This is a genomic window from Sphingomonas sp. Ant H11 (assembly GCF_000797515.1).
GTDB lineage: Bacteria > Pseudomonadota > Alphaproteobacteria > Sphingomonadales > Sphingomonadaceae > Sphingomonas.
In genome coordinates, this window is sequence record NZ_JSBN01000019.1 from 37,663 (window position 1) to 50,698 (window position 13,036).

The 13,036-nt window shown below is 65.1% G+C and carries 10 protein-coding genes and 4 pseudogenes; 4 read left to right on the top strand and 10 right to left on the bottom strand.

The genetic code is table 11. The annotated features are described in order from the left end of the window. Window positions 1-13 precede the first annotated feature (13 nt). From NW75_RS05175 to cysS, 3 genes are all read right to left on the bottom strand, one after another. A complete protein-coding gene (locus NW75_RS05175; protein ID WP_033964147.1) occupies window positions 14-1,600 on the bottom strand; it encodes a class II 3-deoxy-7-phosphoheptulonate synthase in 1,587 nt (528 codons plus the stop codon). A 676-nt stretch (window positions 1,601-2,276) separates the two neighbouring features. After that, on the bottom strand, window positions 2,277-3,212 hold the full coding sequence (locus NW75_RS05180) for a D-2-hydroxyacid dehydrogenase (protein WP_033964149.1): 936 nt from the start codon (window positions 3,210-3,212) through the stop codon (window positions 2,277-2,279). Window positions 3,213-3,320: 108 nt separating this feature from the next. Next, window positions 3,321-4,748, bottom strand: a complete 1,428-nt coding sequence (gene cysS / locus NW75_RS05185) for a cysteine--tRNA ligase (protein WP_033964150.1) — start codon at window positions 4,746-4,748, stop codon at window positions 3,321-3,323. 153 nt (window positions 4,749-4,901) lie between these two features. On the opposite strand from cysS, the gene rpsU reads away from it, so the two are divergent. The 4 genes from rpsU (at window position 4,902) to galU (ending at window position 7,309) form a co-directional block, all read left to right on the top strand. After that, the gene (gene rpsU / locus NW75_RS05190; protein ID WP_010162663.1) at window positions 4,902-5,108 is read left to right on the top strand and encodes a 30S ribosomal protein S21; all 207 of its coding nucleotides are present in this window, start codon (window positions 4,902-4,904) and stop codon (window positions 5,106-5,108) included. 83 nt (window positions 5,109-5,191) lie between these two features. Further along, complete coding sequence (locus NW75_RS05195) at window positions 5,192-5,773, top strand: FKBP-type peptidyl-prolyl cis-trans isomerase (protein WP_033964151.1); 582 nt, start codon at window positions 5,192-5,194, stop codon at window positions 5,771-5,773. 1 nt (window position 5,774) lies between these two features. After that, window positions 5,775-6,329, top strand: a complete 555-nt coding sequence (locus tag NW75_RS05200) for an FKBP-type peptidyl-prolyl cis-trans isomerase (protein WP_033964160.1) — start codon at window positions 5,775-5,777, stop codon at window positions 6,327-6,329. Window positions 6,330-6,439: 110 nt separating this feature from the next. Then, window positions 6,440-7,309, top strand: a complete 870-nt coding sequence (galU, locus tag NW75_RS05205) for a UTP--glucose-1-phosphate uridylyltransferase GalU (protein ID WP_033964152.1) — start codon at window positions 6,440-6,442, stop codon at window positions 7,307-7,309. 29 nt (window positions 7,310-7,338) lie between these two features. Here the strand turns inward: galU and NW75_RS05210 are convergent. From NW75_RS05210 to NW75_RS22745, 7 genes and pseudogenes are all read right to left on the bottom strand, one after another. After that, window positions 7,339-8,350 (bottom strand): annotated as a pseudogene (locus NW75_RS05210) (NAD-dependent epimerase/dehydratase family protein). Between the two features lie 18 nt (window positions 8,351-8,368). After that, entirely contained in the window at window positions 8,369-9,667 is a 1,299-nt protein-coding gene (gene wecC / locus NW75_RS05215) for a UDP-N-acetyl-D-mannosamine dehydrogenase (protein ID WP_033964153.1), read from the bottom strand. Then, complete coding sequence (gene wecB / locus NW75_RS05220) at window positions 9,651-10,781, bottom strand: non-hydrolyzing UDP-N-acetylglucosamine 2-epimerase (protein ID WP_033964154.1); 1,131 nt, start codon at window positions 10,779-10,781, stop codon at window positions 9,651-9,653. The genes wecC and wecB overlap by 17 nt, the downstream gene beginning before the upstream one ends. Window positions 10,782-10,816: 35 nt before the next feature. Then, a pseudogene (locus NW75_RS05225) lies at window positions 10,817-11,568 on the bottom strand (HesA/MoeB/ThiF family protein). 133 nt (window positions 11,569-11,701) lie between these two features. After that, entirely contained in the window at window positions 11,702-12,085 is a 384-nt protein-coding gene (locus NW75_RS05230; RefSeq protein ID WP_033964155.1) for a hypothetical protein, read from the bottom strand. Beyond that, window positions 12,082-12,527: pseudogene (gene dut, locus NW75_RS05235) on the bottom strand (dUTP diphosphatase). The gene NW75_RS05230 and the pseudogene dut overlap by 4 nt, the downstream one beginning before the upstream one ends. Before the next feature lie 57 nt (window positions 12,528-12,584). Continuing rightward, window positions 12,585-13,036 (bottom strand): annotated as a pseudogene (locus NW75_RS22745) (phosphopantothenoylcysteine decarboxylase domain-containing protein); the annotation flags it as partial.

Genomic DNA, 13,036 nt, shown 5'->3' on the forward strand with positions numbered 1-13,036 from the left:
GGCGCGGGGCGGTTCAGGCCGCCGCGCGCCGCCGTTCCGCCATTTCCACGTTCAGCATTTCCGCAAGCAGGAAAGCGAGCTCGATCGACTGGCCCGCGTTGAGCCGCGGATCGCAATGCGTGTGATAGCGATCGGCGAGCGATTGTTCGGTCACGTCGACCGCGCCGCCGGTGCATTCGGTGACATTCTGCCCAGTCATCTCGGCATGAATGCCGCCCGCGATTGAGCCTTCCGCGCGGTGAACCGCAAAGAAGCCGCGCACTTCGGCCAGGATGCGGTCGAACGGGCGCGTCTTATAGCCCGTCGCTGCCTTCACCGTGTTGCCGTGCATCGGATCGCAGCTCCACACCACCGGATGCCCTTCGCGCAGCACCGCGCGCACCAATTTGGGCAGGCCCGCCTCGATCTTATCATGGCCATAGCGCGTGATCAGCGTCATGCGGCCGGGCACGCGGTTGGGGTTGAGCGTGTCGAGCAAGCGCAGCAGCGCGTCGGGCTCAAGGCTTGGGCCGCACTTCATGCCGATCGGGTTGCCGATGCCGCGCAGATATTCGACATGCGCGCTGCCTTCGAAGCGCGTGCGATCGCCGATCCACAGGAAGTGCGCGCTGGTGTCATACCAGTCGCCTGTCAGCGAATCCTGCCGCGTCAGCGCCTGTTCGTAGCGCAGCAGCAGCGCCTCATGGCTGGTGTAGAAGCGCGTCTGCGCGAGTTGCGGCACCGTCTCCGGGCTGATGCCGCACGCGGCCATGAAATCGAGCGCTTCGCCGATGCGGTCGGCGGTTTCGGCATATTTTTTGGCCCAGGGGCTGCGGCCCATATAATCGAGCGTCCAGCGATGGACTTGGGCGAGATTGGCATAGCCACCGCCAGCAAAGGCGCGCAGCAGATTGAGCGTCGCCGCCGACTGGCTATAGGCGCGGATCATGCGCTGTGGATCGGGCAGGCGACCTTCGGGCGTGAACTCGATATCGTTGACGATGTCACCGCGATAGGCGGGCAATTCCACGCCATTTTGCACTTCGACATCGGACGAGCGCGGCTTGGCAAACTGCCCGGCCATGCGGCCGAGCTTCACCGTCGGCAGCTTCGACGCAAAGGTCAGCACCACCGCCATTTGCAGGATGACGCGGAAGGTGTCGCGGATGGTGTTGGCGCTGTGCTCGGCGAAGCTCTCGGCGCAATCCCCGCCTTGCAGCAGGAACGCCTTGCCCTCGGCGACGCGCGCGAGATCGGCGGTGAGGTTGCGCGCTTCCCCGGCGAACACCAAGGGCGGGAAGCTGGCGAGCGTGTCGGTTGCCGCGTCGAGCGCCGCCGCATCGGGATAGGTGGGCATCTGGCGCGCGTCGGCGCGCGTCCAGCTATCGGGGGCCCAGCTGCTCATGTCATTCTCCGTGCGAATCGAAATGTACCAATCGGCATGGGTGGCGATGCCATTGGCCGCGATCTGATTGACGACCGGGCCGCTGGCGCGCTTGCCATCTTCTTCCCAGCCCTGAACGGTGGAGCCGGGCGCGCCATACCACGCGCCGAACGCCGCCCGGCTGAGCGCGCGCTCTTCGCGAAAGTGCTTGATCTTGAGGCCGGCCATCGTCGTCATGGGCGGCGCATTACCCAATTGGGGTAAGGGCGGCAAGCGCGAATTTTCCCAGATGGGGTAAATTAGGGTTTGGGGTGAAGTTGGACGACCGGGATTGGTGGGAAGCGGTCGTTGACGCTGCACATCGAAGCTGTAGTTTTGACCGATGCCCATTCGCCGCTCTCTCTGCGTAGTGTTCCTGTTGGGAATGAACTGTCCAGCTGTTGCTCGCAGTCCAGAGCCTAGAGTCGAAACTGGCTGGATTTCTGATGGAGTGAGGTCATGCGTCTTCGACGAAGGTCCTTCGACTTCGAAGCCAACCCATTGCTCTCAGTATCACCGCGTAATCGACCGCAAGACCACAGGCGGTAGTGTGTGGAGCGAATATGAATGGATGTGGAAAGGCAGCAACGGCCTTGAAGTGCATTACCGTGCCCGTATCGGCACTGCCGGTATAAGCGCTTTCACCATCGGAGAACTGTTCGATGGTAGATCAAATCTACCGGGACGCGCGAGCAAGAACGCAGTTTCATATTCACCAAGCAGAGAGGAGTTGGTGATTGGGGTGCCAGGTGAGGAGTACGAGTTCTCCGTAAAGGGTGGAGCGTTCTAACCGTCAAGCCGACAAGTCAGTCGGCGTTTACCTGACGTCCGCAAGTGGGCGACTTCTGCCTGCCGGGATGGATCAGACCGCTCCCTAATACCCCGCCCCCAAATCCACGACATTTTCCATCGCCCGTCCCGCCAGGAAAGCGTCGAGGTTGCGCAGGAACAAGGCGGTGGCGCGCTGGAACATTTTGGTCTGGCTGCGGCCCGACAGGTGCATACTGTGGATCGCATTGGGCGCGGACCATAAGGGATGCTCGGCGGGCAGGGGTTCGGGGGTGACGGTGTCGAGGAAGGCCCCGGCGATCGTCTTTTGGGTCAGCGCCGCGATCAGCGCGTCCTGATCGACCATGTCGCCGCGCGCGATGTTGATGAGCCAAGCGTCGGGCTTCATCGCAGCAAGCTCGTCCGCGCCGATCAGCGTCTTGGTCGCGTCGGTTGAGGGGGCGGCGAGCACCACCCAGTCGAAATCGCCGAGCCGCGCTTTCCAGGCCTCGGGCGTCAGCGTGCCGCCCTGGCCCGAGCGGGTTACCCCCGTCACCGCGACACCGAAGGCGGCGAGCCGTTCGCCGATCAAGCGCCCGATTGCGCCATAGCCGACGATCAGCGCGGCTGTTTCGAACAGTTCGAGGCGGCCCGGGGCATAATCGGGCCATTCGTGGCGGTCGGCGCTGCGCACCACCCTGTCGAAGCGCTTGGCGGCGGCGAGGATGCCGAGCACGGCATATTCGGCCACCGCGATGGCATTGATGCCCGCGCCATTGGTCACCACCGTCCCGCGCGCGGCGAGTGTCGGCAAATCGAGCGCCTCGACCCCGGCGATCGCGGTGAACAGCCATTTGAGCGATGTCCCCGCCGCCACCGCTTCCGGGGTCAGCCCGTGCGGATAGAGGTCGACCCAGCCGATTTCGGCGTCGGCCATCGCGGTCGTCGCTTCCTCGCGCGTCGTCACCCAGGTCACTTCAAGCGCGTCAGGAAGCCGATGTTCGATCAGCGCGCGCGCGAGCGCAGGGAGGACGGCCTTCATCAATGTCTCCTATCGTGCGCGATCACGATTCCCGGCGTACCGACAGATCGTCCCCCGCATTGTCTGCTGTGCAGCTTGAACGAGGAGGTGTGAGAAGGAAAGAGGGAGCTAGACCGCCAATTTCCAGTCCCAGGCCAGCGCATCACCATCCATCACCTCGACACCGACCGCCGCCAGTGCATCGCGAATCTCATCTGATCGGGTGAAGTTCTTTGCCGCACGCGCTTCTTTTCGGGCGGCGAGTTGGGCATCGATGTCCGCCTCGGTGACGATCGCGGTCACCGGGCGCACGCGGAGTTCGCTGCGGGTCAGCGTGGCGAGGTTGAGGCCCAGTACCGCATCGAAATCGTCGAGCGCCTGCAACCGAGTCGCGGGCGACAGGCGCTTGTCCGCCAGCAGCTCATCCAGCACCGGCAGCGCGCGCGGGGTACCCAGATCATCGCCGACCGCTTCCTCCAGCCGCGCCAGATAGGGTTCGGCATCGCCCTTCAGCGTGCCGTCATCGCGCGCGCGCAGGGCATCGCGCGCGATCACCAGCCGCTTCAGCCGCGTGAAGGCGGCGGCAAGGTTCTCCCACGTAAATTCCAACTCGCTGCGATAGTGCGCCTGCAGGCACATCATGCGGTAGGCGAGCGGATGGAAGCCCGCATCGACCAGCGTCTGCAAGCGCAGGAACTGACCCGTAGACTTGGACATCTTGCCGCCGCGGTCCACCAGGAAGTTGTTGTGCATCCACACTCGCGCGCCGGTGTCGTCGCACGCACAGAACGCCTGGTTCTGCGCGATCTCATTGGGATGATGGATCTCGCGGTGGTCGATCCCGCCGGTGTGGATGTCGAACGGGTGGCCAAGATGCTGCAGGCTCATCACCGAGCATTCGAGATGCCAGCCGGGCGCGCCCTTGCCCCAGGGGGAATCCCATTCCATCTGGCGCTGCTCGCCGGGGGGCGACCGCCGCCAGATCGCAAAATCCTGCGGATGGCGCTTGCCCGAGACCGGATCGATCCGGCTTTCGCCTGCGTCGGACACGGCGCGCGCCAGGCTGCCATAATCGGGCACGCGCGTGGTGTCGAAATAGAGCCCGCCGTCGATGAGATAGCAGTCCTGCTCGATTCGCTGGGCGAATGCGATCATTTGCGGGATGTGGTCGGTGGCGACGGTCCATTCGGCGGGCGGATCGATATTGAGCCGCGCGACATCTTCCTTGAACGCCGCAGTATAATGCGCGGCGATTTCCCAGATCGACTTGGCCTGCGCGGCGGCGGCCTTTTCCATCTTGTCGTCGCCGGCATCGGCGTCGGAGGTCAAATGGCCGACATCGGTGATGTTGATGACATGCTTGGTCGGGAAGCCCTTCCAGCGCAGCACGCGCCCGAGCGTATCGGCAAACAGGAAGGCGCGCATGTTGCCGATATGCTGATAGTTATACACCGTCGGCCCGCAGGTGTAGATTCGCACCAGGCGCGGATCGATCGGGACGAACGGCTCCAGCGAGCGCGTGAGGCTGTTGTAGAAGGTGAGGGGCGTGCTGCTCATTGCGCCCGCTTACAGACCGCTCCGGCCCAAAGTCACGTAAAAGGTGCGGTATGCCTTGAAAGTTCGGGCATCGCCGTGTAGGGCGCACGCCTTGCGACGCGGACCTCATGTTCGCGGCGGCGCTTTTCTATCGATTCGGAGCTGTTCGGGTTTATGCAAATCATCGTACGCGACAACAATGTCGACCAGGCGCTGCGCGCGCTCAAGAAGAAGCTGCAGCGTGAGGGCGTCTATCGCGAGATGAAGCTGCGCCGTCACTACGAGAAGCCGAGCGAGAAGCGCGCCCGTGAGCGCGCCGCTGCCGTACGCCGCGCGCGCAAGCTCGAGCGCAAGCGTATGGAACGCGACGGCGCACGGTAAGATCGTGATCGGGCGGGCGCTGATGCCCGCCACGACCTGATTTCGCCTGCCTATCTTTCTCGACCCCCTGCCCGGGAGCCACCATGTCGATCACCGCTGTCCCGCTAAAGCCCGTGAAGCGGAGCATTTTGGTGTATCTGTGGCTTGGCATCGCCGTCGCGCTGGTCGCGGCGGTTGCACTGGCGTTCCAGACTCAGGTCAATCCCGCTACGGCCTTCCTCGCGCACAACGCGCGGACGAAGGGCGTGGTGACGACACCGTCGGGCCTGCAATATCAGGTGCTGACGCCGGGCACCGGGCCGAACCCGACCGACGCGGACGAAGTCCTCATCACCTATGAGGGACGCCTGCTGGATGGCACCGTCTTCGACAAGTCGCAGCAGCCGACCCCGCTCGAGGTTGGTGGGGTCGTACCCGGGTTCAGCGAAGCGCTGAAGCTGATGAACAAGGGCGGCAAATATCGCCTGTGGCTCAAGCCGAGCCTTGGCTATGGCGAGCATGTGCCGCCCGGCGGCCCGATCCCGCCCAATGCGGCGCTGGTGTTCGATGTCGAACTGCTCGATTCGATGCCGATCCTGAAGTACAAGCAAATGCAGCAGCAGATGATGCAGCAGCAGCAGGGGATGATGCCCCCGGGTGCCGGTGGACCGCCGACGGGCCGCTGATATGCGCGCGATCGCATTTGCCGCCGGGCTGGCGGCGCTGCTCCTGACCAGTGGGATTGCGCAAGCGCGGGTCAAAAAGCCGCTCCCGCGTCGCGCCCAGCCAGTCGCCGCAGTGCCGGTTACGGCCGATGCTTTCCTCGCTGCGAACGCGCGCGTGCGCGGGGTCATCCAGACTCCGTCAGGCTTGCAATATCGGGTGGTGAAACCCGGAACCGGGACGGAAAAGCCGGGCGACGGAGACGTCGCGCTGGTCAACTATGTCGGCAAATTGACGAATGGCACGACCTTCGACAAAAGCGCCCAACCCACGCCCTTGCCCGTCGCGGGGCTCGTGCCGGGTTTCGCCGAAGCGTTGAAGGCGATGCCGCGCGGCGCGCAGTATCGGGTGTGGATTAAGCCAAGTCTGGGCTATGGCGAGGCCGGTTCCGGGCCGATCCCGCCAAAGTCGGTGCTGGTGTTCGACATCGATTTGATCGATTTTATTTCGCAGGCCGCTTTTGACCAGTTGCGCCAGCAACAGCTTGCCGATCCCAAGACGGCTCCGGCCGCGCCCTGACGGGCGGTATCGAAAAACCGGCGTCCAAATTGATGGATGCCATATCCGGCCGGATCGGTATTGAGGCGTAACGAAGTAACCTTTCGCTAACGTATTTTTTCGGAGCAAAGATGACCGTCCGCCCGTTGCGTAAAGCCGTTTTTCCTGTCGGTGGTCTTGGCACCCGCTTTCTCCCCGCAACCAAGGCAATGCCCAAGGAGATGCTGCCGGTCGTCGATCGCCCGTTGATCCAATATGCGGTGGACGAAGCGTTGGAAGCAGGCATCGAGCAGATGATCTTCGTCACGGGACGCGGAAAATCGGCGATCGAGGACCATTTCGACATCGCGTACGAGCTGGAGGCGACCATGACCGCGCGCGGCAAGTCGCTGTCGATCCTTGACGCCACCCGGCTCAAGCCGGGCGCGGTCGCCTATGTTCGCCAGCAGGAACCAATGGGTCTCGGCCACGCGGTGTGGTGCGCGCGCGATATCGTGGGGGATGAACCCTTTGCGGTTTTGCTCGCCGACGATTTCATGGTGGGCAAGCCCGGTTGCCTGAAGCAAATGGTCGACGCCTATATGCAGGTCGGCGGCAACATTATCTGCGCGCAGGAAGTGCCGGAGGATCAGACGCACATGTATGGCGTGATCACGCCAGGCGTGCGCGACGGTGCCCTGACCGAAGTCAAAGGGCTGGTCGAAAAGCCCGCCAAGGGCACCGCGCCCTCCAACCTGTCGGTGATCGGCCGCTACATCCTCCAGCCCGAGGTGATGCGGGTGCTCGAAACCCAGGGCAAGGGCGCGGGTGGCGAAATCCAGCTGACCGATGCAATGGCGCGGATGATTGGCAATCAACCCTTCCATGGGCTCACCTTTGACGGCAAACGCTATGATTGCGGCGATAAGGCTGGGTACGTAACCGCCAATCTGGCGGTGGCCGTCGGGCGCGCGGATATTGGCGAAGCCGTCCGTGCTTTTGCGGTCGACCTGCTGAAATAAGGCTCGAGCGGTCGGGGCTGATCGGGCGCTCAGCAGCGCTCGATATAGCCGCGATACCAATCCACGAAACGGGGCACGCCGACATCGATCGAGGTGGTCGGTGCGAAGCCGAGGTCGTGCTGGATCGCGCTAATGTCGGCGAAGGTATCGGGCATGTCGCCCGGCTGCATCGGCGCGTTGATGCGGATGGCGGGCTTGCCGCACGCCGCCTCGATCAGGTCGATCAGCCGGTCGAGCCGCTCCGAACGGTGGTTGCCGATATTGTAGAGCCGGTGCGGGGCCGGGCTGCCGCCGGCCTTGATGCTGCCGTCATCGGCAGGCGGATGGTCGAGGCAGGCGACGATCCCGGCAACGATATCGTCGATATAGGTGAAATCGCGCCGCATATCGCCGTGATTGAACACCTGGATCGGGCGACCTTCGAGGATCGCGCTGGTGAACAGCCACATCGCCATGTCGGGCCGCCCCCACGGCCCATAGACGGTGAAGAAGCGTAACCCCGTTTGCGGCAGGCGATAGAGATGCGCGTAGGTTTCGCTCATCAACTCGTCGGCGCGCTTGGTCGCGGCGTAGAGCGACAAGGGGCGGTCGGCGCGGTCGTCGACCTTGAAGGGTACGCTCGCATCGCCGCCATAGATGGACGAGGACGACGCATAAACGAGATGCGCCACGCCGCGCTGCCGCCCGAGTTCGAGCAGGTTGAGGTGCCCGGCGATGTTCGAATGGATATAGACGCGCGGATTGTCGATCGAATAGCGCACCCCCGGCCTGCGCGCCGAGATGGACGATGCGGGTGAATCGTGCGGACCCGAGCGCTGCATCGAGCGCGGCATGATCGGCGAAATCGACGCGGTGTAGCGTGAAGCGCCCCTCGGCCTCCGCCGCGATCGCCGCGACGCGCGCTTCCTTCAGGCTGACGGGATAATAATCGTTGAAATTATCGATGCCGATGACGTGCTCGCCGCGCGCCAGCAGCGCGCGCGCGACGTGCATGCCAATGAACCCGGCGACACCGGTGACGAGGATGGGGTCGGTCGACATGGCGTTCCCTATCAGGCCTTAGCTGGCGAGGCGCAACGCTTCCGTGCGGACGGGCGCGCGGGGCTGATCGGGCCAGATACCGCGTGTGTCATAGACGATCTTGTCGGCGCGCTCATCGACCGGCACCGATTTGAACACGTCATGATCGACCAGCACGATCATGATGCCGCACGTCTCGATCGCGGTGTCGATGTCGGTCAGCGTCGTGCCGGTGCCGTCAAACGCGGCGGGCAGGGCGCGGGTATAAGGTTCGACCACATCGAGCCGATCGCCGAAGCGCTGCGCGAGTGCCGTCGCGACTTTCAGCGCGGGGCTTTCGCGGAAATCGTCGATATTGGCCTTGAAGGCGAGGCCCAGACAGGCGACGCGAACGCCCGGGTGCGCCGCCACCATCGCCTCGGCGCGTTCCACGACATAGTCGATCTTGGCGTCGTTTACTTCGCGCGCGGTGCGGATCAGCGGGGTGTTGTCGCGATCGGCATGGACCAGGAACCACGGGTCGACCGCGATGCAATGCCCGCCGACGCCGGGGCCGGGCGACAGGATGTTGACGCGCGGATGGCGGTTGGCGAGGCGGATCACCTCCCACACATCGACTTCCATCGTATCGGCGACGCGGCTCAGTTCGTTGGCGAAGGCGATGTTCACGTCGCGGAACGCGTTTTCGGTCAGCTTGGTCATCTCCGCCGCGCGCGCGGTGGTGGTGACGCACGCGCCGCGCACGAAGCGGCGATAGAATTGCAGCGCTTTGCGCGCACACCGCGGCGTGATGCCGCCAATCACGCGGTCATTGTCGATCAGCTCGACGAGGATGCGCCCAGGGAGAACGCGCTCGGGGCAATAGGCGATCGCGATGTCGGCGCTCTCGCCGGTCTTGCCGGGCACCTTCAGGTCGGGGCGCAACTGCGCGAGCAGGTCGCGCACCTTCTCGGTCGTGCCCACGGGCGAGGTCGATTCGAGGATGATGACGTCGCCCGCCTTCAACACCGTAGCAATGGTGGTGGCGGCGCGCAGGACGTAGCCGATATTGGGCGCGTGATCGTCGGCAAAGGGCGTCGGCACCGCGATAACGAACACGTCGGCGGGTTCGATCTGCGTCGCCGCGCGCAAGGTGCCGCGCGCGACCACACCCGAGACGAGGCCGTCGAGATCGACTTCCTCGATATGGATCTTGCCCGAATTGACCGTCTCGACGACATGTTCGGACACGTCGATGCCCAGCACCTTGGCACCCGTGCGCGCGATTACGGCGGCGGTTGGCAGGCCGATATAACCCAGCCCGACGACGACAACCTTCAGTTCAGCATCCGAAACCATCGGCGATTACCTTTGCGATCCTGCCGGACGCATGGCCGTCGCCGAACGGATTGTGGGCGCGTGCCATGGACTGGTACGCGCCCTTGTCGTCGAGGAGGGTTGATATTTCGGAAACGATCCGTTCGGGATCGGTCCCAATCACCTTGGCCGTGCCCGCCGCCACGCCTTCGGGGCGTTCGGTCGTCTCGCGCATCACCAGCACGGGCTTCGCGAGTGCGGGCGCTTCTTCCTGCACGCCGCCCGAATCGGTCAGCGCGATGTCGCACAGCTCCAGCGCGCGGATGAAATGCGGGTAATCGAGCGGATCGATCCGCGCGATATTGGGCCGGTCGCCCAGCACGCGGTTCATCGCCTCGACGACATTGGGGTTGGGGTGCATCGGAAACAGGATTGCCACGTCATCGCGCGCGGCGATGCGGGCGAGCGCGTGCGCGATATTGTCCATGCCCCCGCCGAAATTCTCGCGCCGGTGGGTGGTGACCAGGATGATGCGCTTGCCCGCGAAACGCTGCGCAATCGCGTCGAGCCCGCTCGCGAGCGTCGGGTCCGCGACCAGCTTGGCGCGCGTCGCGTACAGCGCGTCGATCACGGTGTTGCCGGTGACGTGGATCGTCGCGGGGGCGATATTCTCGCGGCGCAGCGCGTCGGCGGCGGTTTCGGTCGGCGCGAAATGCTGATCGGCGATCGGCGCGACGATGCGGCGGTTCACTTCCTCCGGCCAAGGCTGGTAAATGTCGCCCGAGCGCAAGCCCGCCTCGACGTGGCTGACCGGCACCTTGCGATAATAGGCCGCCAGCGCACCGACCATCGCAGTGGCGGTGTCGCCCTGCACGATCACCCGGTCGGGCTTTTCGGCATCCATCACGTCGCCAAGCCCGGTCAGCAGCCGCGCGGTCAGGCGGTCGAGCGTCTGGCCCGGTTCCATCAGGTCGAGATCGATATCGGGGCGCAGACCGGCGATGCTGAGCACCTGGTCGAGCAGCCCGCGATGTTGTGCGGTCACGCAGGTGCGCACGTCGAGGCCGCCCTGCGCCTTGAGCGCAGCAACCACGGGAAAGAGTTTGATCGCTTCGGGCCGGGTGCCGAAGATGACGAGGATGCGCGGAGAGGTCATGGCAGGCGCATAGCGTGCGCTCCCTTAAAACCCCGCTAACTGCATCCCCCGCATCCGGGATCCTTGGGCAGCACGATCGTGCGGAAGCGGAAGGCGAGCGCGTCGATCAGCAGCAGCTTGCCCGCGCTATCCTCGCCGAAGCCGACCACGCTGCGCATCGCCTCCAGCGCGGCGAGGCTGCCCATCACCCCGGTCATCGCGCCGAGCACGCCCTGTTCGGCGCAACTGTCGCCCGCCTGATCGGCCACATTGCCGACGAAGCAGCGATAGCACGGCTTGTCCGCCTCCCAGCCGCGAAAAAAACGCCGAGCTGGCCTTCGAACTGCCCGACCGCCGAGGAGACGAGCCGGATCCGCAGCGCGTGCGCGGCGTCGGCAACGGCGAGACGCGTCGTGAAACTGTCGGTACCGTCGATCACCACGTCCGCTCCGCCAAGGAGGCGGGCGGCATTGTCGGGGGTCAGCCGCTCGGGGCGCTGGTCGATCACGACATGCGGGTTGATCCGGTGAGCCGCGAGCGCCGCCGCCGCGACCTTGCCCGCGCCGACATCGGCATCGCCGAACAGGGTTTGGCGTTGGAGGTTGGAAAGATCGACGGTGTCGTCATCGATGACGATCAGCCGCCCGACCCCGGCTGCTGCCAGATATTGAATGGCTGGGCTGCCAATACCGCCTGCGCCGACAATCGCGACCGACGCGGCCTTCAGCCGCATTTGCCCTGCGCCACCAACCTCGCGCAGCACGATATGGCGGGCGTAGCGGTTCAGCTCTTCGTCGGACAGCGTCACAGGCAGCCTGTCAGAGGCACAGCTTTGGTGTTTCGCGCCGTTTTCCGTTCGCCCTGAGCCTGTCGAAGGGCCTTGCTCAGGGCAGGCTCAGCCCGAACGGGATGGGGATGATCCGGCCTCTCCGAGGACGGCACTAGGCGTTCCACTCGAACACGATCGTCGCGCGATACCAGGCGTCGGTCGCGCCCGGCCGCATCGGCAGATTGCCCCGCGCAAAACCGGTGACGAGGCCCGCCGCATATTGTTCGACCGTCGGGCAGGCAATGGCGTGCGGCACCGCGCGCCGCACCGTTCCGTCCGAGGCGATCAAGGTCGCGACGTCGACACGCACGACATAATGGCCATCGGCCGGCTTGGGCACGGCGCAGCGCCCGGCGGTGATTTCGGTCGCCACGAACCCGGACAGCTCGGGCGTCACCTTGGGCGGCGCGAGATAGGGGATCGGTGCCAACGCCGACCAGTCGGTCGGCATGGCGGGCAGCTCCGCCGCCTGGAGCAGAAGCAGCAGGGCGATCATCGCCCGGTCGACCCGAAGCCGCCGACGCCGCGCGCGGTATCGTCAAGCGCCTCCACACTTCCAGCACCGCGCGCTGCACGGGGGCGGGGACAAGCTGCGCGATCCGGTCGCCACGCGCGATTGCGAACGGCTCCTGCCCGAGATTGGCGAGAATGACTTTCACTTCGCCGCGATAATCGCTGTCGATCGTACCCGGCGTGTTGAGGCAGGTGATGCCGTGCTTCAGCGCCAGGCCCGAGCGCGGGCGAACCTGCACCTCATATCCCGGCGGAATCGCGATGGCGAAGCCGGTTGCAATCGCCGCGCGCGCGCCGGGCACGAGCACGGTTTCCTCGGCGGCGACGACGTCCATGCCCGCCGCACCCTCGGTTGCATAAACGGGCAGGGGCAGGCCTTCGCCATGGGGGAGGCGTTTCAGCGCAATGGTAATGGAGCCACTCATCGCCGGATCATAGCAGTGCGTATCGGGCGTGTCGAAGGTCGCCGAGCCGTTCGGCGCAAGCGTTGCCAAAATGCGATCGGCCAGCCGCGCCGCGACCTCGTCCTTCGGCAGCCGCTCCCAGCTTTCGATCCCGCCTGCAGTAACGATGTGGACGGCATTGGCGGCACCCCCCATCACGTCGCCCGACACGTCGTTGGCGACGATCCAGTCGGCGCGTTTGCGCGTCAGCTTGGCGGTGGCGTGCTCGGTTACGCGCTCGGTCTCGGCCGCAAAGCCGATCAGCAGGCGCGGGCGCAGCGGGCTGGCGGCGAGCGTGGCGAGGATGTCGGGATTCTCGACAAGCTGCAGCGTCGGGGGCCCGTCCGGGCCTTTCTTGATCTTCTGCGCGGTGCGGTCGACTCGCCAGTCGGCGACGGCGGCGACCATCATTGCCGCATCGACCGGCAGCGCCGCTTCGACCGCCGCTGCCATCTCCAGCGCGGTCTCGACATCGATGCGCGTCACCCCCG

Bases quoted from the DNA above. Each gene is read 5' to 3' on its own strand.
- NW75_RS05175 (WP_033964147.1), bottom strand. From the start codon at position 1,600: ATGACGACGATGGCCGGCCTCAAGATCAAGCACTTTCGCGAAGAGCGC.
- NW75_RS05180 (WP_033964149.1), bottom strand. From the start codon at position 3,212: ATGAAGGCCGTCCTCCCTGCGCTCGCGCGCGCGCTGATCGAACATCGG.
- cysS (WP_033964150.1), bottom strand. From the start codon at position 4,748: ATGAGCAGCACGCCCCTCACCTTCTACAACAGCCTCACGCGCTCGCTG.
- rpsU (WP_010162663.1), top strand. From the start codon at position 4,902: ATGCAAATCATCGTACGCGACAACAATGTCGACCAGGCGCTGCGCGCG.
- NW75_RS05195 (WP_033964151.1), top strand. From the start codon at position 5,192: ATGTCGATCACCGCTGTCCCGCTAAAGCCCGTGAAGCGGAGCATTTTG.
- NW75_RS05200 (WP_033964160.1), top strand. From the start codon at position 5,775: ATGCGCGCGATCGCATTTGCCGCCGGGCTGGCGGCGCTGCTCCTGACC.
- galU (WP_033964152.1), top strand. From the start codon at position 6,440: ATGACCGTCCGCCCGTTGCGTAAAGCCGTTTTTCCTGTCGGTGGTCTT.
- wecC (WP_033964153.1), bottom strand. From the start codon at position 9,667: ATGGTTTCGGATGCTGAACTGAAGGTTGTCGTCGTCGGGCTGGGTTAT.
- wecB (WP_033964154.1), bottom strand. From the start codon at position 10,781: ATGACCTCTCCGCGCATCCTCGTCATCTTCGGCACCCGGCCCGAAGCG.
- NW75_RS05230 (WP_033964155.1), bottom strand. From the start codon at position 12,085: ATGATCGCCCTGCTGCTTCTGCTCCAGGCGGCGGAGCTGCCCGCCATG.